Here is a 24,289-nt window from a genome sequence, read left to right as displayed (position 1 = left end):
TCCTCGTTGCGGCGGGGGGCGGTCGCGCCTGAATGTAGGGCCCCGGCGCCGCCCGGGGCGGTTCCTTCCCCCCCCCCGGGGCGGCCCCCCCGGCCCCCCCGGCGCCGGCCCCCCCTCCCGTGCCCCTCAACCCATCCGCGCCGCCGCCACCTCCCGCAACGCCCCACCACCCGCAGGCATGACAACGGCGCCTTTGGGGGCGTACGCACCCCAAAGGCGCCCTTGGGAAAGTCGGTGGAGCTGGTGGAGCTTCGAGCCGCTCAGCCGGAGCCTGGAGCCGGTCAGCTCTGCTTCCTGGACTTGTCGAGAGCCATCACCAGGCCCGCGATCACCAGGAAGAGGACCAGCGGCGCCGCGACAAAGAGGCCCAGCGTCTCGATCACGCTCAGACCCGGGCCCGGGTCTGAGCCGTCGTCACGGATAGCGGCGAGCGCGGGCGACGACATGAGCAGCATCATCAGCGTCGTACCGGCCGCGACGGCGCCGGCGCGCAAAGCGTTCTTCTTGTCCACGGTGCCAACGTAGCGAACGGCTATCCCGGCCGCGCGTCCGGGGGTGCCGTACGGGGCCCGAAGACCCCCATCAGCGCATGCAGGCGGGGCGAGGCGGCCAGCGCCTCCAGGGTGACCGGGCGGCCTTCGGCGTCCGCGACCGGCAGGCGCCAGTTGGGGTACTGGTCCCAGGTGCCCGGGAGGTTCTGCGGGCGGCGGTCGCCCACCGCGTCCGGCAGCCAGACGCCGACCATGCGGGCGGGCGTACCCAGCAGAAAGCGGTAGGCCGCGCGGATCTGGCCCTCCTCGTCGCCCCTGCCCTCGGGCAGCAGGCCGAGGCCGGTGAGCAGGCCGAGCCACTCGGCGACGTCCGCCGCGTCCTGCGTACGCTCCTGCTCAAGGGGGCGGGTGAGCAGGCCGAGGCGGTGCCGCAGCGCCACATGCTCGCCGGTCAGGCGGGCCGCGGTGGACGGGAGATCGTGCGTGGTCGCGGTGGCCACGCAGCCCTCACGCCAGCGCTCGGGCGGCAGCGGGCGGCCCGTGCCTGCCCAGTCGCGCTCGAACCAGAGCACGGAGGTGCCCAGCACCCCCCTGCGACTCAGGGCCTCGCGCACACCCGGTTCGACCGTGCCGAGGTCCTCCCCTATGACGACCGTGCCCGCACGGTGGGCCTCCAGGGCGAGGACGGCGAGCATCGCCTCCGCGTCGTACCGCACGTACGTGCCCTCGGTGGGCGGGCTGCCCTCCGGGACCCACCAGAGGCGGAACAAGCCCATGACATGGTCAATTCGCAGCGCGCCCGCGTGCCGGAGGAGGCCGCGGAGCAGTCCGCGGTACGGGGCGTAACCGGACGCGGCCAGCACGTCCGGCCGCCACGGGGGCAGGCCCCAGTCCTGGCCGCGAGCGTTGAAGGCGTCCGGGGGCGCGCCGACCGACATCCCGGCGGCGAACGTCTCCCGCTGCGCCCAGGCGTCCGCGCCGCCGGGGTGCACGCCGACGGCCAGGTCATGGACGATGCCCACGTCCATGCCCGCCTCGTGCGCCGCCTGTCCGGCGGCGGCCAGCTGCCGGTCGGTGAGCCAGGCGAGCCGCCCGTGGAAGTCGACCCGTTCCATCAGCTCGCGCCGGGCCCGCGCGGTCTCGGGCGAGCGCGGGTCCTGCAGTGCGGCGGGCCAGGAGTGCCACTCGGGGCCGTGCACCTCGGCGAGGGCGCACCAGGTGGCGTGGTCCTCCAGGGCCTGCCCCTGCTCAGCCAGGAAGTCGCAGTACACGGCGCGGCGGCCGGGCCCCAGCGGGATACGGTGCACGATCTCCAGAGCCGCGCGCTTCAGCGCCCACACGGCGTCCCGGTCGATCAACGCGCCCTTCTCCAGCACGGATTCACGCAGCCGCGCGGCCTCGTCACGGAGCTCGTCGAGCCGCTGCCGGTCGCGGGCGCCGACGTACGCGTACTCGGGGATGTCCTCGATCCGCAGATGGACGGGATCGGGGAACCGCCGCGAGGACGGCCGGTACGGCGAGGGATCGGTGGGCGCCGGCCCGGGCACAGCCGCGTGCAACGGGTTGACCTGCACAAACCCGGCCCCGAGCGCCCGCCCCGACCAGGTGGCGAGCTCAGCCAGATCACCGAGGTCGCCCATGCCCCAGGACCGGGCGGAGAGCAGGGAGTAGAGCTGCACGAGAAAGCCGAACGAACGCCGGTCTGGCTGCGGCACGCGGGCGGGCGCGACGATGAGGGTGGAGCGCTCGACGCGCTCGTCGGGGGCGTGAGCGTACAACTGATGCACACCGAGGGGCAGTTGCGACCAGACGCGGGGCTCGTCGGCGGCAGGTGTCGCGTCGGCCGTGGTGCTCGGCTCCGCCGCGCCCCGCAGGGCAGCGCCGGCGGGAGGTGTCGGGTCGGCCGGAGGCGCCGCGTCGGCGGGATGCCCCGCGTCGGGCGGAGGCCCCGCGCCGACCGTGCTGCTCGGCTCCGCCCAGCCCTGCGGGACAGCGTCGGCCGGAGGCGGGCTGGTCCACTCGACCGCCCCGCCCCCTTCCGTCTCGACCCGCACACTCGTGCCCACGGGGAGCGCCGTCAGAGCAGGTGGGAGCGGATCCCCGCCCTCACGCCACAGCACCACCGTCGGCGGCAGCAGGCGGGCCGACGCCGCGGACTCGGCGTGGTTCAAGGCGTCGCGTAACGCCGCGGGCGTCGACGCGTCGACGTCCAGTGCGGCGAGGACCGCGACGACCGTGGTGTCGGGGACCGGGACCGTGACGCCCTCCGAGGGCGCGTAGGCGGTGGCGACTCCGTGCAGCGCGGCGAGCCGGGCAAGGCCCATTCAGACTCCTCGGGACTCCGTGCCGCCGGCCGTGCCGGGCGCGGTCGGCTCACTGGTGAGGGGAGCGATGTCGGCGAGGGGCGGCTCGCTGGTCAGGGGGGCGGCGTCGGCGAGCGGGGGTTCACTGGTCAGCGGGCCGGGGCCCGGGACCTGTTTGGACAGGGCGGAGAGCAGCAGATGTGCGGATGCGGCCATGGGGGGTCACTCCAAGCTGACGGTAGTGGGACACAGACGCCCTACCCAGCGGGCGCGACGGCAGACGTACACGATCAGTCAACGTGTTCCGCGTCACATTCCGTTCCGCGCATTCCCTCCCTTACTCAGCAGTTGACTCACATCGAGTGAAACCACCCATCGCATCAGGCAAAAGGGGCGCAACGGCCATGCGCATTGACACCCTCAGTGTGGTGGTGGTGGGCTCGAAACCGACCGGAACGGCAGGGAAGAACGAGGGGAGACGGGCGTGCGGCTCGCGCGCAGGAGGCGCACCGCGACAGCCGTCGCGGTCGCTGTCCTCGGAGGCCTGCTCGGCGGCGCGCACGGGGCGGTCGCGGCACCCGAAGACCCCGCCTCCCCATCCAGCACCGCCAAGGACCCCGAGGGCGAGGCGGCACTGCCGTCGGTGTGGCCGCGCCCGCAGACGATGCGGGCGGCCGGCCCCGCCGTGCCGCTCGGCGACGAGGTCACCGTGGTCGCGGACCGGGCCGCCGATCCGTACTCCGTGGAGCGGCTGAAGAAGCTGCTGCACGAGTCCGGCGTACGGACCGTGCACACAGAACTGCCCGGTCGCGGCCCCGTCCTGCGCATCGGCGGCACCGGCGCGCAGAACGCGCTGCGCGCCCTGCGCGCGCCCGAACGCGCCGACCTGCCCTCCGGCGGCTACCGGATCGCGGTCGGCCAGGTCCAGGGCCGTGACACGGTCGCGCTCGACGGCGTCGGCGAGGACGGGCTGTTCCACGGCGTCCAGACGCTGCGTCAACTGATCACCGACCGGAAGGCCGTCGCCGGGACGGGCCAGAAGACCGTCGCCGGGACGGACACGAAGACCGTCGCGGGAGTTCTCGTACGCGACTGGCCGGGCACGGCCGTACGCGGCCTGACGGAAGGCTTCTACGGACAGCCGTGGAGCCATCAACAGCGTCTGGCGCAGCTGGACTTCATGGGCCGTACCAAGCAGAACCGCTATCTTTACGCGCCCGGCGACGACTCCTTCCGGCAGGCTCGCTGGCGCGACCCGTACCCCGCGGCGCAGCGCGCCGAGTTCCGCGAGCTGGCCGAGCGCGCCCGGCGGAACCACGTCACACTCGCCTGGGCCGTCGCGCCCGCGCAGGAGATGTGCCTGGCCAAGAACGGCGACGTCAAAGCGCTGACGCGCAAGATCGACGCGATGTGGGCACTGGGTGTGCGCGCCTTCCAGCTTCAGTTCCAGGACGTCAGCTACAGCGAGTGGCACTGCGACAAGGACGCGGACGCCTTCGGCTCCGGCCCGGAGGCGGCGGCCAGGGCGCAGGCGCGGGTCGCGGGCGCGGTGGCCCGGCATCTGGCGGACCGGTATCCGGGGGCGGAGCCACTGTCGCTGATGCCGACGGAGTTCTACCAGGACGGCACCACCGACTACCGGCGGGCGCTGGCGAGCGAGCTGGACAGCCGGGTCCAGGTGGCGTGGACGGGCGTGGGCGTGGTGCCGCGCACGATCACCGGGCGCGAACTGGCCGGCGCGCGGGACGTGTTCAGGCACCCGCTGGTCACCATGGACAACTACCCCGTCAACGACTACGCACAGGACAGGATGTTCCTCGGCCCCTACACGGGCCGCGAGCCTGCCGTGGCAACAGGTTCGGCCGCCCTGCTCGCCAACGCCATGGAGCAGGCGTCCGCCTCCCGCATCCCGCTGTTCACGGCGGCCGACTACGCATGGAACCCGAAGAACTACCGCCCCCAGGAGTCCTGGCAGGCCGCGATAAACGACCTCGCGGGCGGCGACGCGTCGACCCGTGAGGCGCTGCGCGCGCTGGCCGGCAACCATGCCTCCTCGATCCTCAGCCCCGCCGAGTCCGGCTATCTCCAGCCGCTGCTGAAGGACTTCTGGTGGTCGCGTACGACGGCCGACGTGGCGGCCAGGGACCGGGCCGCGGCCTCACTGCGCGCCGCGTTCAGCGTGATGCGCGAAGCCCCGCAGCGACTGAAGGCGACCGCCGACGGCCGTCTGGACGACGAAGTACGGCCGTGGCTGGGGCAGTTGGCGCGGTACGGCCGGGCCGGCGAGCTGTCCGTCGACATGCTGCAGGCGCAGGCCCGCGGCGACGGCGAGACGGCCTGGCGGGCCTCGCTGGACCTGGAGCCGCTGCGCAAGGAGCTCGGGGCGAGCCGGGCGACGGTCGGCAAGGGCGTGCTGAACCCGTTCCTGGACCGGGCGGCCAAGGAGTCGGCGGCCTGGACGGGCGCGGACCGCGTCAAGGACACGGCGGGCAACGACACGGTGCGGCTGGACCGGCCGAGGCCGGTGGCGGCAGTGACCGTGATGTCGGAGCCCCCGCGCGGGGCGGCGGTCTCCGGGGCCGCGAGCAGGACCCCGAGCGGGGCCGCGAGCGGGACCCCGGGCACAGGTGCGAGCGGGACCCCCGGCAGGGGCGCGACCCCGGGCGGTGGCTCGGGCTCCGGCGGCCGCCTTGAGGCGCACGTCCCGGGCGAGGGCTGGCGCTCGCTCGGCCCCCTCTCGGCGAGCGGCTGGACCCACACCGACGCCAAGGGCCTGCGGGTGGACGCGGTGCGGATCGCGTCGGACGGGGACGAGCCCGTCGCCGTACGGTCCGTGGTGCCCTGGTTCGCCGACGAGCCGGCGGCCGGCCTCGATCTCGTACAGGGCGAGACGGACGCCGAGATCGGCGGCGGTCCGCAGCGGGCGGGCATCCATCTGACCCCGCGCCGCCCCGCCGAGGTGCGTGGCGCGCTCACCGCGAAGGCCCCGGCGGGCATCAAGGTGTCGGTGCCGAAGGAGACGACGCTGCCGCGTGGGCTGCGTACGACTGTGCCGGTCGAGGTCACCGTCCCGGCGGGCACGCCGGCCGGGGAGTACCGGGTGCCGCTGTCCTTCGCGGGCCAGGAGCGCACGCTCACGGTGCGTGCCTATCCGCGCACCGCGGGCCCCGACCTCGCACGCACCGCGGGCTCCGTCGCCTCCTCGTCCGGCGACGAGACGGCCGACTTCCCGGCAGCCTCGGCGATCGACGACGACCCGAAGACCCGCTGGTCCTCGCCCGCCGAGGACGGCGCCTGGTGGCAGCTGGAGCTGAAGCGGCCGGCCCGGGTCGGCCAGGTGGTGCTGCACTGGCAGGACGCGTACGCGACGAAGTACCGCGTGCAGGTCTCCGCGGACGGCCGCGTCTGGCGCACGGCCGCCACGGTGAGCGGCAGGGGCGGGCGCGAGGCGGTCCGCATGGACAGCCGCGACACCCGCTTCATCCGCGTCCAGGGCGAGGCGCGCGCCACCCAGTACGGGTACTCGCTCTGGTCGGTGGAGGCATACGCCGTCGCGGAGTGAGCGCGAGTGAGCACGGGGCGGCGCGAGAGACGACGAAGGCCCGGATCCTAGGCGGAAATGCCGTCGATCCGGGCCATCGCGTCATCCGCGCCGTACGGCTGCAAGTAAGGCAGCCAGCGCGGGTCCCTATGCCCGGTCCCGATGATGCGCCACGCGAGCCCGCTCGGCGGGGCCGGCTGATGGCGCAGCCGCCACCCCAGCTCCCGCAGATGCCGGTCCGCCTTGACGTGATTGCAGCGGCGGCAGGCCGCCACCACGTTGTCCCAGACGTGCTGTCCGCCGCGACTGCGCGGAATGACATGGTCGACGCTGGTTGCGACGCCACCGCAGTACATACAGCGCCCGCCGTCGCGGGCGAAGAGTGCTTTGCGGGTGAGAGGAACAGGCCCCCGGTAGGGGACCCGCACGAACCGTTTCAGCCGTACGACGCTGGGGGCGGCGATGACACGGGTCGCGCTGTGCATGAAGGCGCCGGATTCCTCGAGGCAGAGAGCCTTGTTCTCCAGGACGAGGATGAGCGCGCGGCGGAGCGGTACGACGCCGAGGGGCTCGTACGACGCATTGAGGACCAGGACGTGCGGCACGGTGGATGCCTCCTTGTACGCCGGCGGCGCGTGGCTCGCGCCGGGACGATCTGCTCTCAGTCTCTCCTCATGCCAGGTCCGAGCGCCACCACGTGCGGGTAACGGGCTCGAGGTGTTTTCGACCACATGCCTTCGACGTGCCTCGACATGCCTTCGACGAGGTTCATCCCCAGGTGAGCCTCGTCTCTCCCTCGAACAGCGCCACGGAACACACCGGATGCCCCGTTAGGGTGGTTGGTCTGCTACCGCAATGCCTGGAGGTTCCCCTCGTGTCCTGGTCCGTCCTACTGGCCGCCGATCCGTCACCCGAGCCCGTCTCGCTCGGCGAGGCCGCCAAGCAGGCCGGCGACGCAGCGGGCTGGGTGGAGCAGAACTGGTCCACCTGGCTGAACACCGGTCTGCGCATCGCGCTGATCCTGGTGGTCGCGCTGGTGCTGCGCATGCTCCTCCGCCGCGCCCTGACCAAGCTGATAGAGCGGATGAACCGCTCCGCCCAGGCCGTGGAAGGCACGGCGCTCGGCGGTCTGCTGGTCAACGTCGAGAGACGGCGGCAGCGCTCCGAGGCCATCGGATCCGTACTCCGCTCGGTCTCTTCCTTTGTGATTCTCGGCACTGCGGGCCTGATGATCCTCGGCGCTTTCAAGATCGACCTGGCCCCGCTGCTCGCCTCGGCGGGTGTCGCGGGCGTCGCCATCGGTTTCGGCGCGCGGAATCTCGTGACGGACTTCCTCTCGGGCGTCTTCATGATCATGGAGGACCAGTACGGCGTCGGCGACAGCGTGGACGCGGGCGTCGCCTCCGGCGAGGTGATCGAGGTGGGCCTGCGTGTGACGAAGCTGCGCGGCGACAACGGCGAGATCTGGTACGTACGCAACGGCGAGATCAAGCGCATCGGCAACCTCAGCCAGGGGTGGGCGACGGCGACGGTCGACGTCATGGTCCGCTCCTCGGAGGACCTGGACCACGTCCGCTCGGTGATCGGCGAGGTCGCGGACGACCTGGCGAAGTCCGACCCGTGGAACGAGCAGCTGTGGGGCCCGGTCGAGGTGCTGGGCCTGAACGAGGTGCTGCTGGACTCGATGACGGTCCGGGTCGCGGCGAAGACGATGCCGGGCAAGGCGCTGGGTGTGGAGCGGGAACTGCGCTGGCGCATCAAGCAGGCCTTCGACGCGGCCGGCATCCGCATCGTGGGCGGCCTGCCGCCGGCGATCGAGGAGGCGTCGGCGCTCGACCCGACGGCGGGGATGGCGGCACCGTCGGCGTATGCGTCAGCGACGTCGCCACAGTCACTGGCGGCGACGCCGATCGCGCCGCCTGCGAACCTGGCGAAGTAGCGGTACGTGTACGAAATGGGCGGGGATCCTCCTACGGGAGGACCCCCGCCCATTTCCATGGCATCGCAGCGCCGTCGGCGCCCGAACGAAGCCCGGAAACAATCGGAACCGTCTACCCGCGCAAGGACAGCCGCTGGGAAGCCGCCGGGTACGCGCTGGCCCCCGGCAACACACGCAAGCGCGTCCACGTCTACGGCACCACCCGCAAGGAAGCCCTGGCCAAGCTGACCGAGAAGATCGCCAACAGCAATCGGGGCCTCCCCATCCCGTCCTCCGCGATGCCGGGCTTCGCCGTAGTACGTGTGCTGGGCGACCCCGTTTTACCTGTGTTTTCGCAGGTCAGCGCCGGTCTATGGGTCCACGGAAGTCCGCTGGCGTCCGCCGTTGGCGGGTCCGGTTGCCGTCAGCGTTGCCGTCAGGCAACTACTGCCGGGAGAGTCCAGCCGGGTCGATCTCAACAGGGAACGGGGTGTCCAGGTGGGTTGTCGCACCTGCGAGGGCCGTCGTCCGCTCCACGTACCGGCCGCCTTCCAGTTCATAGACGACAAGCATCGGGGCCGGGTCGAACTCGAGTCGCCAGAAGTGCGGGATGGCTGCCTCGGCGTAGAGCATCGGCTTGAACTTGCAGTCCACGGTGCGGTTGCCGGGGGAGACCAGTTCGACCACGAGCTGCACGCCCTCGGCGTTGACGCTGACGCCGTCCTCGGCGGTCGCGCCGGCGTCGGTCACCACCAGGTCGGGCACCACCAGGCCCGACGGCAGGATGACGTTGATGGCCTCCAGCACCTCGACCGGTGCCTTGGCGGCCTGGGCCGCCACGTGCAGGATCATCGCCAGCCGGAGCGAGGCCCGCTGGTGGCGGATGCCGGGTGCGGGGGACGTTACGAGGGACTCCCCCACCAGCTCGTAGCGGGTGGTGCGGTCTTCGGGCAGGGCCAGGACGTCGGCGACGGTCCAGGGGCCGGTGTGGTCGATGGCAACGCTCATTCCCTTTCACCTCCTCGTCCGACCGGCAGTCTCGGTGTGACCTCGACAGGCGGTACGTGGCCAGCATACGGGCGCTACCACCTGCTGACACCGGGTTTCGCCTCCATGAGCGAGTCATCGAACGAATGTGCCGTGCAGTCGTCCGCCAAGCGGCGTCGGCGTGTGCTCGCGCATGGTTGACCTGGGCTGCCGAGTGCTGGCGCGTCGGGGGATTCCTGCGGTCTCCGGGCCGTTTCGGGGTGCTGGTTTTGCCGGCCAGGGCCCGGGGTCGGGTAAGCGGGGCGGCGCCGTAGCGGCCGGGCCCGCGCACTGGCCGCGCGCGGGTCCGCGTCAGCGGGCCCGCCTTGACCAGCTCGGTGGCCTTGAAACCGCATAGAAATTATCGACGCAACGCTCACCACGGCAGACCTCTGACTAGCCAGAACGCAGCCCTTCGGCCGGTGGCCGTACTGGCGGTAGAGCTTGCCGGGACGGTCTTGCCGAGATCAGTCGCGGGTGCTCCTGGTCGCGCTGCGCTTCCTGGCCCTGCGCGGCGTGCCCAAGGCGGAGTTGAAGGCCGGTACCCGGCTGCTGCACCTGTGCGGGCTGCTCACCCTCGCCCTGAATACCGCCGAGCCACTGCTGGCCGGACGCTACGGACAACCTTGCCTGGACACCGTCGCCCCGCTCCTCCTGCTGGGCTGGGGCCACGTCGGCCCCGCCTTCCTCGCCCAGTTCCACACCCTCACCCGCCCCACCGCGCACCTGGAGGCCACCACCACTGTCCCTGCCGCCGAGTCGGTGCCCCTGGCCCCCGAATCGGTCCCAGACCGCGCGCCCACCCCTTTGCCTGCTCCGGTCATGGCCGCCTCCGTGATCGACGCAATCGAATCCACACCCGCCCCGGCCGCCCCGTCGGTCACCGCCAGCAAGGCGACCATGGCCTCCTCGCGCCCGGCTCTGCCGACCGCCCTGCACGATGCGGCCCGGCGCATCGCGGACACCCACCACGCCGAGCACGGAACACCGATCAGCGCCGCCCAGCTGGGAACCCGCATGGGCGTCGCCCTGCCGGTAGCCACCGCCGCACTCGCTCAGCTCTGAGCCCCGCGCCCCGCTGGCCGAATCACCCTCGCTGAAACCCACGCCCGCCAACGGGCCTGGTTCGTCATGCCCCGAGCAGCACCAACACGCCTTCCGGACTGGCTGGTTGCTGCTCGGGGCCACCACCCCGACAGAAGGGACACGCCCCGAATGGTCACCCCGGACCTGCGCCACGTGGCAAGCCCCGCCGTGCGAGACCTGCTCCACCTGGTCAACCACCCCGACTTCGACCGCGCACAACAGCAGATCGAACACCTCGGCGGCTGCACCGAACCCGTACGCCTGACCGGCCGCACCGCCACCGTCGACACCGCGACGGGTGAGGTGCTGCGCTCCTACACCTCCTCCGCCGAGCCCACGGGCAGCCTGCTCACCACGTGCGGCAACCGCCGCTCCTCCACCGGTTGTCCCAGCGCTGGCACCCCGGCCCGCAGCCAGTTCGCCGGTCCCCTGCGCCCCAGAAATCAGGCCTGCGCCAGGATTCAGTAGCTGCGGTGCCGCACCGATGTACAGCCGGAGCTTGCCCGGCGTGCCGTTCGGGTCGGCCGGGTCCATTTGGGCCGCGTCAAAGACAGCGGTCACGTCTGCGGGGATGTTGAACCCGGTTTCGTCCAGGACATCGTCCGCCGGGACTTCCACCCGCGCTGTCACGTTGCCCGTGCCGTCCACCGCCGCGCGTTACGGACCGTGGACGTCAGGTTCTCGTCGCTCTCCGCCGCGTTGTCATGGAACTCGACCCAGCTGTCCGGCTGTTCGGGAGTGCAGTTGGTGCCGCGCCCGGCTGAGATGTTGCGGTCTCCCATCTTGTCCAGATGCGCGGGCCCCGGCCAGCTGCTGCCCTCGGAGATGTTGTTGGTGCGCCACAGGTCCACTTCGTGCGCGGTGCAGGAGAACGACCAGGTCTCATGAGCGCGGAAGACCGCGTCAACCACGTACTTGCCGGACAGATTGGTCGGTGCGAACTCGAAGTACATGCGGTTCGTGTAGTCCGTACCGCAGAACCACGGGCCGAGACGGTTGCAGTTGCCAACGCCGTGGTCGCCGTCGAAGTCCCAGAACCGGTCGCCATCCGACGAGAGCACCGTGCGCTCTTGCAGTGCCAGCCCCATCGGCGGGTCGATGTAGACGGGGTAGACCGTCTGCTCGCCTCGCAGCAGACCCAGATCCGGCTCGACCGCGACTGAGGCGCCGTCCACCTGCACGGGCAGCTCCGCGGTGGAGTCACCTGCGCCCGGTCGGTTGGGGTCCTCCGGCTCGGGCTCCTCGGCCGCGCTACCCCAGGGACTCCCCAGACCCGTCACAAAGAAGCCGATCAAGTGAAGATCGGCCGGGGCAGCTTAAGCGCGGTTACATGCCCCTGACAGTCAAAATCCGCCACGGACTTACGACCAAGCAAGAGCCTGACCCCCCATAGACCGCCTCAGACCGGCAGCAATCCAGCCAGGACCCCCCCGCTGCAGCCGGGCGCCCCACGCCCTCCAGAGGTAACGCTTTGGTTGCCTCCCCGGCGGTGACCATTGACGCCCGCCCGACGTGCGCCTTACCTTTCTCCCATCACAATAGGAAACTTTCCTAACAGTCCAGCAGCGGACCAGCCGGGGAAGTAGGCAGCCGAAGGCAGGTGCATCCGTCGTGGCCGGATCCAGCGGAACCACACCCGGAACCCCACGCGTCCTGCGCGCCATGAACGACCGGGCCGCGCTCGACCTGCTGCTCGAACACGGCCCGCTCTCCCGGACGAAAATAGGGAAGCTCACCGGCCTCTCCAAGCCCACCGCATCCCAGTTGCTCGCCCGGCTCGAGGCCGCCGGCCTCGTCGTCGCGACCGGTACCACCGAGGGGCGGCCCGGGCCCAATGCCCAGCTGTACGCCGTCAACGCGCGGGCCGCCCTCGCCGCCGGGCTCGATATGACCCCGCAGCGCATCCGCGCCGCCGTCGCCGACATCACCGGCGCCACCGTCGGCGAGTTCGAGCTGCAGACCCCGGGGCGGCGCGCCGAGAGCGTCGTACGGCAGGTCACCGAGGCGCTCGACGGGGCGGTGAAGGCCGCCGGGGCCACCCGCTCCGACGTGCACCGTCTGGTCATCGGCACGCCCGGCGCCTTCGACCCCTCCACCGGGCGGCTGCGGTACGCGTCGCATCTCCCCGGCTGGCACTCCCCCACCCTCCTCGACGAGCTGGCCGCCGTACTGCCGATGCCCGTCGAGTACGAGAACGACGTCAACCTGGCCGCAGTCGCCGAGCAGCGCCTCGGCGCCGCGCGCGGGCATGAGAACTTCGTCCTGCTGTGGAACGAGGAAGGCCTCGGCGCCGCCCTCGTCATCGGTGGCCGGCTGCACCGGGGCCTCACCGGCGGCGCCGGCGAGGTCGGCTTTCTGCCGGTACCCGGCACCCCCCTGGTGCGCCAGGTGACCAAGGCGAACAGCGGCGGCTTCCAGGAACTGGCCGGTGCCCAGGCGCTGCCGCGCCTGGCGCGCGGGCTCGGGATCGAGGGCGTCGGGCACGGCCCGCACGCCAAGGTCGCCACCGCGCTGGTCTCCCGGGCGGCCGGCGCCGAGTCGGGTCCGTACCGTGAACTGCTCGACGCGTATGCGACGGGGCTTGCGACCGGTCTGGCCTCCATGGTCGCCGTGCTCGACCCCGAGCTCGTCGTCCTGTCCGGCGATGTGATCACCGCCGGCGGGGAGCCGCTGCGCGAACGCGTGCAGGCGGAGCTCACCGAACTCGCAGCGTCAAGGCCGCGCCTTGTGCTCGGTTCCATACGCGAACACCCGGTCCTGCGCGGGGCGTTGGAGAGCGCCCTGGTCACCACGCGGGACGAGATCTTCGACACCTCCCGCTGAGAGACCGCTGAGAGACCGCAGAGAGCCGCAGAGAGCCGCAGAGAGCCGCAGAGAGACCCGCGCATCCCCCGCCACCTCGACCCGTCACAGGGAGACCCCGCCATGCCCACACGCGGGCGCCAAGCACCCCTTCCACACCGGGCAGGTCACCATGCAGCTGGATGGTGGCGGCTCGGCATGGCCAAGGACGCGGGCGTGAAGTTCGAGATCGGCACCGCGCCGCTGCCCGTCGCCGACGACCAGGCCGCCGACTACGGCAAGGGCTACCTCTCCGGCACGATCATGGGCATCGCCGCCGTCGCGCTCTTCCAGTTCTTCTACGCCCGGAACGACTACTTCGGCCCGCAGATCTACGCATCGGAGAACCCGGCAGGGTGGACTCTGAGCTACGGCCTGGAGTCGTTCAGGGGCGCGCACCACACGGACTGGAATCTGACCATTGCCGCGACCGTCCTGGTCATGGCCCCCGTGATCCTCGTCTTCTTCTTCGCCCATAAGGCATTCGTCGAGGGCGTCACACTGACCGGAGTGAAGGGCTGATGCACATATGAAGCTCGCAGTCGTGGGCGGCGGATCCACCTACACCCCTGAGTTGATCGACGGCTTCGCGCGGCTGAGGGACACCCTCCCGATCAGTGAGCTGGTGCTCATCGACCCCGCGGCAGACCGCCTCGAGCTGGTCGGCGGCCTGGCGCGGCGGATCTTGGCCAAGCAGGGTCACGACGGGAAGATCGTCACCACCTCCGACGTGGACGCGGGCGTCGCGGACGCCGACGCGGTGCTGCTGCAGCTGCGCGTGGGCGGGCAGGCGGCCCGGAACCAGGACGAGACCTGGCCACTGGAGTGCGGCTGTGTCGGGCAGGAGACGACGGGCGCGGGCGGGCTCGCCAAGGCGCTGCGGACCGTCCCGGTCGTTCTCGACATCGCCGAGCGGGTGCGGCGTACCAACCCTGATGCCTGGATCATCGACTTCACCAACCCGGTGGGCATCGTGACTCGGGCGCTGTTGCAGGCCGGGCACAAGGCCGTCGGGCTGTGCAATGTCGCCATCGGCCTCCAGCGCAAGTTCGCGAAGCTCCTCGAAGTAGCCCCGCACGACGTCCACTTGAACCATGTCGGCCTCAACCACCTGACGTGGGAGACGGGTGTGCGGCTCGGCGGGCCCGACGGCGTGGATCTGCTGCCGAAGCTGCTGGCCGAGCACGGCGACACGATCGCCGACGATCTGCGGCTGCCGCGCCAGGTGCTGGACCGGCTCGGTGTCGTCCCCTCTTACTACCTGCGCTACTTCTACGCGCACGACGACGTCGTACGCGAGCTGAGGACCAAGCCGTCGCGGGCCGCCGAGGTCGCGGAAATGGAGAAGCAGCTGCTCGAGATGTACGGCGACCCGGCGCTCGACACCAAGCCCGAGCTGCTCGCCAAGCGCGGCGGCGCCTTCTACTCCGAGGCGGCCGTGGGCCTCGCTGCCTCGCTGCTGGGCGCGGGCGGCAGCTCGGTGCAGGTGGTGAACACGTACAACAAGGGCACGCTGTCCTTCCTGCCGGACGACGCCGTGATCGAGGTGCAGGCGCGCGTCGACGGCAGCGGCACCACGCCGCTCGCCGTGCCCGAACTCGACCCGCTGTACGCGGGGTTGATCGCCAATGTCACGGCGTACGAGGACCTGGCGCTGGAGGCCGCCCTGCGCGGCGGACGTGACCGCGTCTTCAAGGCGCTGCTGTCGCATCCGCTGATCGGCCAGTACGAGTACGCCGAGGCACTCACCGACAAGCTGATCGCGCACAACCGGGAGCACCTCGCGTGGGCATGACCGCACGTGGCGTCCTGGCCATCGACGCCGGCAACAGCAAGACCGACGTCGCGGTGGTCGCGGCCGACGGGACCGTCCTGGGCAAGGCCCGCGGCGGGGGGTTCCAGCCGCCGGCGGTCGGCATCGAGGCGGCTGTCGACGCCCTGGGCCGTACGGTCGCGGCCGCCGCGACCGCGGCCGGTGTCACCGAGCCGTTCGTCGCGCATGTCTCGGCCTGTCTGGCCAACGCCGATCTCCCGGTCGAGGAGCGGGAGTTGGAGGCCGCGGTGCAGGCGCGCGGCTGGGGGCTCACGACCGAGGTGCGCAACGACACGTTCGCCATCCTGCGGGCGGGCGTGGATGAGCCACGAGGTGTCGCGGTGGTGTGCGGCGCGGGCATCAACTGCGTCGGCATGCTGCCGGACGGCCGTACCGCGCGCTTCCCCGCGATCGGCCGGATCTCCGGCGACTGGGGCGGTGGCGCGCAGCTCGCGGAGGAGGCGCTGTGGTTCGCGGCGCGGGCGGAGGACGGCCGCGGCGAGCCGACGGCCCTGGTCCGTACCCTGCCCGCGCACTTCGGCCTGGACTCCATGTACGCCCTGATCGAGGCGCTGCACCTGGGGCGGATCCCCGCGGTGCGCAAGCACGAGCTGACGCCGGTCCTCTTCGCCACCAGCACGGAGGGCGATGGGGTCGCCCGCTCGGTGGTGCACCGGCTGGCCGAGGAGGTTGTCGCCCTGTCCACGGTGGCGCTGGCCCGACTGGATCTGCTCGACGAGGAGGCGCCGGTGCTGCTGGGCGGCAGCGTGCTCGCGGCCAGGCACCCGGAGCTGGACGAGCACATCGGCAAGCTGCTCGCGACCAAGGCGCCCAAGGCGGTGATCGAGGTGGTGACGGCACCGCCGGTGCTCGGCGCGGCCCTGCTGGGCATGGACCACATCGGGGCCCCGCCGGGGGCCCGCGCCAGGCTGCGCGCGCACTACGTGTAGCGCTTCGTCTCCAGTCGCCGGACGGGCTGACGTCACGGCCCGTCCGGCGACTGGCCGTGCCCAACATCCCTGCCAACCGGAACCGATCAAGGTGCTGAAGCGTATTCATGGTGGGGAGAATGGCGGGAGAGACGGGCCTGACGGATCCTGAACTGCCGTGACAGGGCAAGATCCAGTCAATCCTGCTGTGTATGTCAGTCACTGCGGCCATACTGCTGGTCGGGGGACGTCCCCCGACCCGCCGGGGAGCGGGCCGACGTCAGCGACCGAGGGGGAGGTCACGTGACATACCCGCCGACTGTGCGCACCGCGCCCCAATCGGCTCCGACGCATGCGCCCGCACAGCCGCCGGCCACGCCACCCGCCCACCGCGGCGCCTGGGCCGAGACCAAGGAGCGGCTGCGCACGGCGACGACGACCGAGCCAGGGCGGCTGCAGATCATCGGGGCCGTTCTGGCGGCGCTGGTGGTGGCGTTCGGCGCGGTGACGGCGTTCGAGATCTCCGACCGGGCATCCGCGGCCGACGACGTGGTGAGCCGGAGCCAGCCGCTGAGCGCGGACGCCGCGTCCATCTACCGCTCGCTGGCCGACGCGGACACGTCGGCCTCCAGTGGCTTCCTGGCCGGTGCCGAGGAGCCCCGCGCGGCCCGCGAGCGCTACCAGAACGACATCGCGCTCGCGTCCCGACTGCTGGTCAAGGCCGCGGCGAACACGGACAGTTCGAGCGAGTCGGGCCGCCAGATAGCCGCTCTCAACGAGCAGCTCCCCCGCTACACCGGCGTGATCGAGACGGCCCGTTCCTACAACAGGCAGGGCCTGCCCCTCGGCGGCGCGTATCTGCGGTTCGCGAACGAGCAGATGACCCGGGATCTGCTGCCCGCCGCCCAGAAGCTGTACGACGCGGAGACGGCCCGGCTCGACCGGGACGACAACAGCGCCCGCTTCTGGCCGGTCTTCTCGCTCGCCGTGGGCGTGGTCGCGCTGGCGGCCCTGGTGTGGGCGCAGCGCCGCAACTACCAGCGGACGAACAGGGTGTTCAACCACGGCCTGCTCGCCGCCACGGCGGCTGCCACCATCGCCCTGCTGTGGCTTGCCGTGGGACATACGGTGGCCCGCGCCGAGCTGAACGCCGCAGAGGTGCACGGCCAGATGTCACTCAAGGTGCTCAACGACGCGCGGATCAGCTCCCTGAAGGCGCGGGCGAATGAAAACCTGACGCTCGTCGCGCGGGGCGCGGTGCTCACCGACGACGGCAAGAGCGACAAGTACGAAACGGACTACACCACGGGCATGCAGAAGCTCGGCGACCGGCTGAGCGAGGCGCAAAAGCTCGCCGACGACAAGGAAGGCCTCGGCCCCGTCGAGGCCGCCGTCAAGAGCGTGTCCTTGTGGAAGGTCCGGCACACCAGCGCCAGCACCACCGACAAGGCCGGTGACTACGAAGGCGCGCTGGCCAAGGTCATCGGGCCCAAGGCATCCACCGGCCAGTCCTTCGACCAGGTGGACAAGGCGCTGGCGACGGCGCTCGCGCACGAGCAGCGCGAGTTCACCCGCGCCGCCGAGGACGGGCGCGGCGCGCTGACCGGGCTGCCGGTCGGCGCCGCGGCGCTGGCCGTGCTGGGTGCGGCGGGCGCCGTGCTCGGCATCAACCGCAGGCTTTCGGAGTACCGGTGAGAGGAGGAGCGATGACGGACCTCAAAGCCAGGTTCCGCGGCTGGGGCGGCGTCGCGGGAATGGCCACTGCCTGTGCGCTGACCGCCGCCGTCACGCTGCTGCCGCTGTCCCACGGAGGCGCGGACGCTCTCAGCTCCGGCTTGGACGGCCAGAGCGCCGCCTCGACCACGCCCGCCAAGGCCGACAGCTGTACCGAGCCGGAGCGCTCGCTGTCGCCGTCAGCGGCGAACGGACCGAACATCGGCGCGATCGTGGCGCGGGGCAAGCTGATCGTCGGCGTCGACCAGAACAGCTACCGCTGGGGCTACCGCAATCCGGCCACCGGCGGCCTCGAAGGCTTCGACATCGATCTCGCGCGGGCCATCGCCCAGGACATCCTCGGCAGTCCGGACGCCATCATCTTCCGTGCCATCCCGACCAACCAGCGCATACCCGCGCTCAACAACGGCACGGTGGACATCGTCGTCCGCACGATGACGATCAACTGCGCCCGGATCAAGCAGGTCGCCTTCTCCACCGCGTACTTCCAGGCGGGCCAGCAGGTCCTCGCCTCCAGGGGCTCGTCCATCACCGGATACGACAAGTCCCTCGCCGGGAAGAAGGTCTGCACGGCGGAGGGCTCGACAGCGCTCGACGCGCTGGAGAAGAACTCCTTCGGCGCCACATTCAAGGACGAGCACGACGGGCAGGCGGGAGACGAGGACGTGCTCACCGTGTCCAACCAGCTGGACTGCCTGGTGCGGCTCCAGCAGGGCCTCGTCGACGCGATCGTGACGGACAACGCCCTCGCGGCCGGCCAGGCGGCGCAGGACCCCGCGGTCGAGCTCAAGGGCGACAAGCCCTTCACCACCGAGTACTACGGCGTGGCCACCAAGCTCGGCAAGGACGACCTGGTGCGCCGGGTGAACAAGGTGCTCGACGAGTACCGAAGGAGCGCCTGGACGCAGGCGTACAACAAATGGCTGGTTTCCGATCTCCCCGGGATAGCCGGGCCGCCGGTCCCGAAGTACCGCACCGGCTGAGACAGCCGGCGCTGCACAAGCTGAACCGGCTGAACCGGCTGGACCGGCTGGACCGGCTGGACCGGCTGGACCGGCTGAACAACTAGTCCTGCAAGGAACACAGGAAGAGCAGAGAGGTGATCGATGGGCGAGGCGGGACCCTCCCCCAGCACCGCGGGGGGACCCCCAGGCCCGGTGATGGACCGGGACGAGGTGGACCGTGCGCTGGCGCGGCTCGGCGCGGAGCACGAGGCGATCGAGACCTCGCTCCTCGCCCTGCAGGACCATGCCGGCCGCAGACTCCTCGAAGGCGCCGAGCTGACGGGCGTCACCAAGGACCGCTGGGCCTCTGCCGAGCAGGCGATCACCCTGCTGTGGGGGTACTTCGACGCCTATACCGCCGCCCTGAACGACACCCGTGAGCTGCGCGCCAGGCGCCGCTGGTCGAGCCGCGAGGACCTGGTGCAGCTGACCGACCGGCTGCGCGGCCGCAGCGTCACGATCGCCAGCTCGGCCACCCACACCGCGCCCTCGATCACCGGACCCGCCAAGCTCTCCGAGCAGTTCACTCTCGCAGAGCTGGTCGCCCGGATGAACGAGCTGTACGCGAGCTCGCTGGACATGGTGGTGACGGCCGACTCGGTGTGGTCGGCGCTGCCCGCCCGGATAGATCTGCTCGCCGCCGAGCTGCAGCGCACCCGCTCGCTCGCGCACTCCGTTGGCGTACGGCCCGGGGAGCACCCGGCCGGCGACGAGCTGGAGTCGATCACCCATGAACTGTCCACTCTGCGCGCCCAGGTGATCTCCGACCCGCTCGCCTTCTGGCGGCCGGCGCTGGGCAGTTCGGCACCCGGCGGCGGCCGCCCCGACACCGAACGCTACGACCGTGCGGCGCGCGCCCTCGAAGACATACGCCGGGAGATCGAGGCGGTGCTCCGGGTTCGGCAGGACTCCGAGGAACGGCTGATCCGGCTGCGCGACGTGCTGTCGCGCGCCGACCGTACGCTGACCGAGGCGCGGTCTGCGCGGGGCGAGGTGCTGGCGAAGATCGCCGCCTCCGAGGTGCCCGCCGTCAGCGGCCCGCCGACCGCGCTGCAGGAGCGGCTCGCCACCGCCGCCGAGTACCGCAGGCACTCGCAGTGGCACCGGCTCTCGCCGCTGCTCGAATCCCTGGAGCGTGAGGCGGAGGACGAACTGCTGCGCGCCCGTGAGTCTTTGACGGCCGTCACCGCCCCGCTCGCGGTCCGCGCCGAGCTGCGCGGCCGTCTCGACGCGTACAAGGCGAAGGTGGCCCGGCACGGGATGGCGGAGGATCCGCTGCTGATCGAGCGGTACGACGCGGCCCGCCGGATGCTGTGGAGCGCGCCGTGCGATCTGCGCGTCGCCGGGCAGGCGGTGCTGCGTTATCAGCAGGCCGCCGCCGAAGTCCTTGTCCCGAGACGGCCGGGACCGTCCGGGCCCAGTGACCGCAGGGGGGATTCGTGAGCGAGAACAAGAACTGCCAGCGCCCCGGCTGTGAGGGCTCGTACGAGGACATGGGCGGCGGTGAGCTGTACTGCGGCACCTGCGGCCTCGCGCCCGTCGTCTCGTCCAACGGGATGGTGTCCTCGCAGCCCACCGGAATCACGGGCGGCGGCCGGGGCTCCGGCTCCGGGCGGAGCAGTTCGCGCTCGCGGCCCGGGAGCAGCACCTCGTCGCGCTCGTCGACGTCGCGCCGGTCCGTGTCCGGGCGGCTGTCGCGCTCACTGTCCGGGGGCAGCACCTCGTCCCGGTCGGTCTCGGTGCGCAGCTCCGGCAGCTCCACGGGCTCGTCAGGGCGCAACCGGCTGGGCGCGGGCCTGGTCTCCGTGCCGGACGTGCCGCGCCCCGAGCCGCGTACCGCGGTGATGGAGAACCCCGAGGTCCCCGAGCGCAAGCGGTTCTGCTCGCGCTCCGACTGCGGGGCGCCGGTGGGGCGTTCGCGCGGGGAGCGTCCCGGGCGTACGGAAGGGTTCTGCACCAAGTGCGGCCACCCGTACTCCTTCGTGCCCAAGCTCACCGGTGGCGACATCGTGCACGGGCAGTACGAAGTGGTGGGCTGCCTCGCCCACGGCGGCCTGGGCTGGGTCTATCTGGCGGTGGACCGCGCGGTCTCCGACCGGTGGGTGGTACTCAAGGGCCTGCTGGACACGGGCGACCAGGACGCGATGGCCGCGGCGATCTCGGAGCGCCGCTTCCTCGCGGAGATCGAGCACTCCAACATCGTGCGGATCTACAACTTCGTGGAGCATCTCGACCAGCGCACCGGCTCGCTCGACGGCTACATCGTCATGGAGTACGTCGGCGGCAAGTCGCTGAAGGAGATCGCCAACGAACGGCGCGACCCGGCGGGCAAGCGCGATCCGCTGCCGGTCGAGCAGGCGTGTGCGTACGGCATCGAGGCGCTGGAGGCGCTCGGGCACCTGCACAGCAGGAACCTGCTGTACTGCGACTTCAAGGTCGACAACGCCATCCAGCAGCAGGACCAGCTCAAGCTCATCGACATGGGCGCGGTCCGCAGGATGGACGACGACGAGTCCGCGATCTACGGCACGGTCGGTTACCAGGCCCCGGAGGTCGGCGAGGTAGGCCCTTCGGTCGCCTCCGACCTGTACACCGTCGCGCGCACGCTGGCCGTGCTGACCTTCGACTTCCAGGGCTACACCAATGTGTTCGTGGACTCCCTTCCGGACCCGGAGAACATCAAGGTCTTCCAGACGTACGAGTCCTTCTACCGGCTGCTGGTACGGGCGACGGACCCCGATCCGGCGCGGCGGTTCGCCTCGGCGCAGGAGATGGCGGAGCAGCTGACGGGGGTGCTCAGAGAGGTCGTCGCGATCCAGACGGGCCGCCCGCGGCCTGCGCTGTCGACGCTGTTCGGACCTGAACTGCGCGTCACGGACACGCAATTGTTCGCGGAGCTGACCGAGGACGTCTCACAGCTGGGCGCGCGGGCGGTTACGGCCCCGGGCCGCAGGCGCGGCAAGCCGGGGGCAGCAGTGACCGGCTCGGCCTCGGTGAGCGCCAAAGGCGCGGGAATCCCGGCCGGGGGCGGGGTCGTGGCGGCCGGCGTCCACACCTATGGCGCCGGAGGCGCCGGCTACGGGAGCGCCGGATACGGCAACGCGGGCGGCACGCCGGTACCGGGCGCCGGTCAATCGGGCGCCGGTTACCCGGGCGGGGCGCTGGTGCCGGGTGCGCGTGTGGGCGAGGGCGCGCACCAACTGGGTGCCGGCAACGCCGGATATGGGAACGCGGGATACGGGAACGCGGGCGGCGCGGCGGCCGGGATCGTGGGTGGCGCAGGCGCCCAGGGCCACGCGCTCGCACCCCACCTCGCGGCGCTCGACTCCCGGGCGACCTCGCTCGCCCTGCCCGTGCCGCGCGTCGACCCGGGCGACCCCAACGCCGGTTTCCTCGCCGGTCTGATGGCTTCCGCGCCCGCCGAGCTCATCGCCGCGCTGCACTCCGCGTCCGCGGCCTCCCCGGAGACCCGGCTGCGCGAGCTGCGCGCCCGCCTGGAGATGGGTGAACTGGACTCCGCCACCAGAGCTCTCGCCACCCTGGAGAGCCAGCACCCCGACGACTGGCGGGTCGTCTGGTACCGCGGTCTCACGTCGCTGGTGACCGGGGACAACGAGGTCTCGGCGCTCTCCTTCGACGCGATCTACGACGCGTTCCCCGGCGAGCCCGCGCCCAAGCTGGCGCTCGGCGTCTGCGCCGAGGTGCTCGGCCAGCTGGACAACGCCGCGGAGTACTACCGCCTGGTGTGGACGACCGACCCGAGCTATGTCAGCGCCGCGTTCGGCCTGGCCCGGGTGCAGCTCGCGGCGGCCGACCGGCCCGGCGCCGTACGGACGCTGGAGTCGGTGCCTGAGGCGTCGATCCACTACACGGCCGCACGGGTGGCTGCCGTACGGGCGAGGCTGCGGCGACGCGCCGGGCACGACCCGCTGTTCGACGACCTGTCGGCGGCCGCCGCGCAGGTGGAGGCACTGAAGGACTTCGGTCTGGACGCGGTGCGCCGCGCGCAGTTGTCCACAGAAGTACTCGGGACGGCCCTCGACTGGGTACTCTCCGGTAGTCCCGGAGCCCCGCCGTCCGGACAGAGGGTGCTGCTCGGCAGCGAACTGGACGAGCGCGGCCTGCGCTTCGGGCTGGAACGCTCCTACCGGGTGCTCGCCCGGCTCGCCCAGCGGGGCGAGGAGCGGATAGACCTGGTGGAGCGGGCGAACCGCTTCCGCCCCAGGACTTGGGTGTGATTGATGGCCTCGCAGATGCACCAGCCGGCCGCCGGGTCGACATGCCCAAGCTGCGCCGAGCCGCTGGAAACGGGTGACCTTTTCTGCGGTGCGTGCGGTTACGACCTTTCCGTCGTGCCCGCGCCACCGGACGACCACCCGACCATGGCTATCGGCACGTCCGTCGAGTGGCCGTCGGCCACCGGGACGGACAGCTCGGGCACGCCCGCGTCGGCGCATCTGCCCGAAGATCTGCCGGGCACGGACTCGGGCGGCGGCCTGCTGCCCGCCTCGGCCGTGCGCTACGACGACCCGCCCGCCTCACCCACGGCCCCGCCCAACGCCTCCTCCAGCGGCGACTTCGAGCTGCCCGCGCCCGAGGCGGGCGCCGTCGCCGCCGACCCACGCGCCGTGGACCCGATCACCACCCCCTCGTCCGGCACCAAACTCTGTGTGGCCTGCCGCGCCGGCCATGTCGACACCGACGGCTACTGCGAGAACTGCGGCCACGCCCAGCCCCGCGAGCGCGACCACATGGAGCAGGAGCTCGGCTCGGTCGCCGCCGTCAGCGACCGCGGACTGCGCCACCACCGCAACGAGGACTCGTTCGCGGTGTCGTCCACAGCCCTGCCCGACGGCTCGCCCGCCGTCGTCGCGATCGTCTGCGACGGGGTGTCGTCGGCGACCCGCCCCGACGAGGCCTCCGAGGCCGCCGCGAGCGCCGCCAATGAGCTGCTGCTCGAGACGCTGCCGCGCGGCACCCATCCCCAGCAGGCCATGCACGAGGCGATCGTCGCGGCCTCCGAGGCGGTGAACTCCCTTGCCAGGGAGCCCGGTCGGGGCGAGGCGATGGAGCACGACCCGCACCGCCACCAGAACGCGCCGGCCTGCACGATCGTCGGCGCCGTGGCAGCCGGCAGCCTGCTGGTCGTCGGCTGGGTCGGCGACAGCCGCGCCTACTGGGTGCCGGACGACCGCAGCGGCCCGCCCGCCCGGCTCACCGAGGACGACTCCTGGGCCGCCCAGATGGTGGCGGCCGGCCTGATGAGCGAGGCGGAGGCGTACGCCGACGAGCGCGCCCACGCCATCACGGGCTGGCTCGGGGCCGATGCATACGAACTGGAGCCGCACACCGCCTCGTTCAAGCCGGACCGTTCCGGCGTGGTCGTGGTCTGCACGGATGGCCTGTGGAACTACGCGGAGGCCGCAGAGGACATGGCCCAGGCAATCCCGGTCGATGCGGCGGGCCGCCCGCTGCACAGCGCGCAGGTTCTGGTCGGCCACGCACTCGACGGCGGGGGCCACGACAACGTAACAGTGGCCGTACTGCCGTTCGCCGTACCCCACCAAGGGGCAGGATCGGCCTACAACAGGGCTTGAGCCCCC

The 24,289-nt window shown here is 71.8% G+C and carries 17 protein-coding genes and 4 pseudogenes; 15 read left to right on the top strand and 6 right to left on the bottom strand.

Going from position 1 to position 24,289, the window contains the following annotated elements:
* Positions 1 to 281: 281 nt before the first annotated feature.
* The 3 genes from ACWDO5_RS19150 to ACWDO5_RS19140 are packed head-to-tail and all read right to left on the bottom strand — an operon-like array spanning position 282 to position 3,010.
* A complete protein-coding gene (locus tag ACWDO5_RS19150; protein WP_450531505.1) occupies positions 282 to 512 on the bottom strand; it encodes a hypothetical protein in 231 nt (76 codons plus the stop codon).
* A gap of 20 nt (positions 513 to 532) precedes the next feature.
* Positions 533 to 2,815 carry a 4-alpha-glucanotransferase gene (gene malQ, locus ACWDO5_RS19145; RefSeq protein ID WP_450531504.1) on the bottom strand — a complete coding sequence of 761 codons (2,283 nt, stop codon included), beginning with the start codon at positions 2,813 to 2,815 and terminating at the stop codon, positions 533 to 535.
* The gene (locus tag ACWDO5_RS19140) at positions 2,816 to 3,010 is read right to left on the bottom strand and encodes a hypothetical protein (RefSeq protein ID WP_450531503.1); all 195 of its coding nucleotides are present in this window, start codon (positions 3,008 to 3,010) and stop codon (positions 2,816 to 2,818) included.
* 268 nt (positions 3,011 to 3,278) lie between these two features.
* Between ACWDO5_RS19140 and ACWDO5_RS19135 the strand changes: the two genes are divergently transcribed.
* The gene (locus tag ACWDO5_RS19135; protein ID WP_450531502.1) at positions 3,279 to 6,356 is read left to right on the top strand and encodes a beta-N-acetylglucosaminidase domain-containing protein; all 3,078 of its coding nucleotides are present in this window, start codon (positions 3,279 to 3,281) and stop codon (positions 6,354 to 6,356) included.
* 47 nt (positions 6,357 to 6,403) lie between these two features.
* Here the strand turns inward: ACWDO5_RS19135 and ACWDO5_RS19130 are convergent, their stop codons facing one another.
* Positions 6,404 to 6,940 (bottom strand): HNH endonuclease, encoded by a 537-nt coding sequence (locus ACWDO5_RS19130; RefSeq protein WP_356226193.1) that lies wholly within the window; start codon positions 6,938 to 6,940, stop codon positions 6,404 to 6,406.
* Between the two features lie 269 nt (positions 6,941 to 7,209).
* On the opposite strand from ACWDO5_RS19130, the gene ACWDO5_RS19125 reads away from it, so the two are divergent.
* Together ACWDO5_RS19125 and ACWDO5_RS19120 are read left to right on the top strand one after the other, a co-directional pair.
* Positions 7,210 to 8,274: a mechanosensitive ion channel family protein gene (locus ACWDO5_RS19125; protein ID WP_450531501.1), complete on the top strand. Its 1,065-nt coding sequence runs from the start codon at positions 7,210 to 7,212 to the stop codon at positions 8,272 to 8,274.
* A 62-nt stretch (positions 8,275 to 8,336) separates the two neighbouring features.
* A pseudogene (locus tag ACWDO5_RS19120) lies at positions 8,337 to 8,549 on the top strand (site-specific integrase); the annotation flags it as partial.
* A gap of 148 nt (positions 8,550 to 8,697) precedes the next feature.
* Here the strand turns inward: ACWDO5_RS19120 and ACWDO5_RS19115 are convergent.
* Positions 8,698 to 9,261: a Uma2 family endonuclease gene (locus ACWDO5_RS19115; RefSeq protein WP_450531500.1), complete on the bottom strand. Its 564-nt coding sequence runs from the start codon at positions 9,259 to 9,261 to the stop codon at positions 8,698 to 8,700.
* 495 nt (positions 9,262 to 9,756) lie between these two features.
* Here ACWDO5_RS19115 and ACWDO5_RS19110 point away from each other — a divergent pair, with 495 nt between their 5' ends.
* Positions 9,757 to 10,344 carry a DUF2637 domain-containing protein gene (locus ACWDO5_RS19110; RefSeq protein ID WP_450531499.1) on the top strand — a complete coding sequence of 196 codons (588 nt, stop codon included), beginning with the start codon at positions 9,757 to 9,759 and terminating at the stop codon, positions 10,342 to 10,344.
* Positions 10,345 to 10,494: 150 nt separating this feature from the next.
* Positions 10,495 to 10,758 (top strand): annotated as a pseudogene (locus ACWDO5_RS19105) (replication initiator); the annotation flags it as partial.
* A 233-nt stretch (positions 10,759 to 10,991) separates the two neighbouring features.
* Here ACWDO5_RS19105 and ACWDO5_RS19100 read toward each other — a convergent pair.
* A complete protein-coding gene (locus ACWDO5_RS19100; RefSeq protein WP_450531498.1) occupies positions 10,992 to 11,660 on the bottom strand; it encodes a hypothetical protein in 669 nt (222 codons plus the stop codon).
* A gap of 316 nt (positions 11,661 to 11,976) precedes the next feature.
* Between ACWDO5_RS19100 and ACWDO5_RS19095 the strand changes: the two genes are divergently transcribed.
* The 10 genes and pseudogenes from ACWDO5_RS19095 to ACWDO5_RS19050 all read left to right on the top strand — a co-directional run bounded on the left by ACWDO5_RS19095 (position 11,977) and on the right by ACWDO5_RS19050 (position 24,283).
* Positions 11,977 to 13,188, top strand: a complete 1,212-nt coding sequence (locus ACWDO5_RS19095; RefSeq protein WP_450531497.1) for an ROK family transcriptional regulator — start codon at positions 11,977 to 11,979, stop codon at positions 13,186 to 13,188.
* A 115-nt stretch (positions 13,189 to 13,303) separates the two neighbouring features.
* Positions 13,304 to 13,482 (top strand): annotated as a pseudogene (locus ACWDO5_RS19090) (ABC transporter substrate-binding protein); the annotation flags it as partial.
* Positions 13,474 to 13,728 (top strand): annotated as a pseudogene (locus tag ACWDO5_RS19085) (carbohydrate ABC transporter permease); the annotation flags it as partial. The pseudogenes ACWDO5_RS19090 and ACWDO5_RS19085, both read left to right, overlap by 9 nt.
* Positions 13,729 to 13,735: 7 nt before the next feature.
* Positions 13,736 to 15,001, top strand: coding sequence for a 6-phospho-beta-glucosidase (locus tag ACWDO5_RS19080; RefSeq protein ID WP_450531496.1), 1,266 nt, complete (start codon positions 13,736 to 13,738; stop codon positions 14,999 to 15,001).
* Positions 14,998 to 15,969, top strand: coding sequence for an N-acetylglucosamine kinase (locus tag ACWDO5_RS19075; protein WP_450531495.1), 972 nt, complete (start codon positions 14,998 to 15,000; stop codon positions 15,967 to 15,969). The genes ACWDO5_RS19080 and ACWDO5_RS19075 overlap by 4 nt, the downstream gene beginning before the upstream one ends.
* A 282-nt stretch (positions 15,970 to 16,251) precedes the next feature.
* A complete protein-coding gene (locus tag ACWDO5_RS19070) occupies positions 16,252 to 17,643 on the top strand; it encodes a hypothetical protein (protein WP_450531494.1) in 1,392 nt (463 codons plus the stop codon).
* An 11-nt stretch (positions 17,644 to 17,654) separates the two neighbouring features.
* Positions 17,655 to 18,665 (top strand): glutamate ABC transporter substrate-binding protein, encoded by a 1,011-nt coding sequence (locus tag ACWDO5_RS19065; RefSeq protein WP_450531493.1) that lies wholly within the window; start codon positions 17,655 to 17,657, stop codon positions 18,663 to 18,665.
* Between the two features lie 123 nt (positions 18,666 to 18,788).
* Positions 18,789 to 20,129: a hypothetical protein gene (locus ACWDO5_RS19060; RefSeq protein ID WP_450531492.1), complete on the top strand. Its 1,341-nt coding sequence runs from the start codon at positions 18,789 to 18,791 to the stop codon at positions 20,127 to 20,129.
* A 50-nt stretch (positions 20,130 to 20,179) separates the two neighbouring features.
* The gene (locus ACWDO5_RS19055; protein ID WP_450531506.1) at positions 20,180 to 22,924 is read left to right on the top strand and encodes a tetratricopeptide repeat protein; all 2,745 of its coding nucleotides are present in this window, start codon (positions 20,180 to 20,182) and stop codon (positions 22,922 to 22,924) included.
* A gap of 3 nt (positions 22,925 to 22,927) precedes the next feature.
* Entirely contained in the window at positions 22,928 to 24,283 is a 1,356-nt protein-coding gene (locus tag ACWDO5_RS19050; RefSeq protein ID WP_450531491.1) for a PP2C family serine/threonine-protein phosphatase, read from the top strand.
* Positions 24,284 to 24,289: the final 6 nt, after the last annotated feature.

It is taken from the genome of Streptomyces sp. NPDC000880, from assembly GCF_053599675.1.
This window is presented reverse-complemented; position numbering and strand designations above follow the sequence as displayed.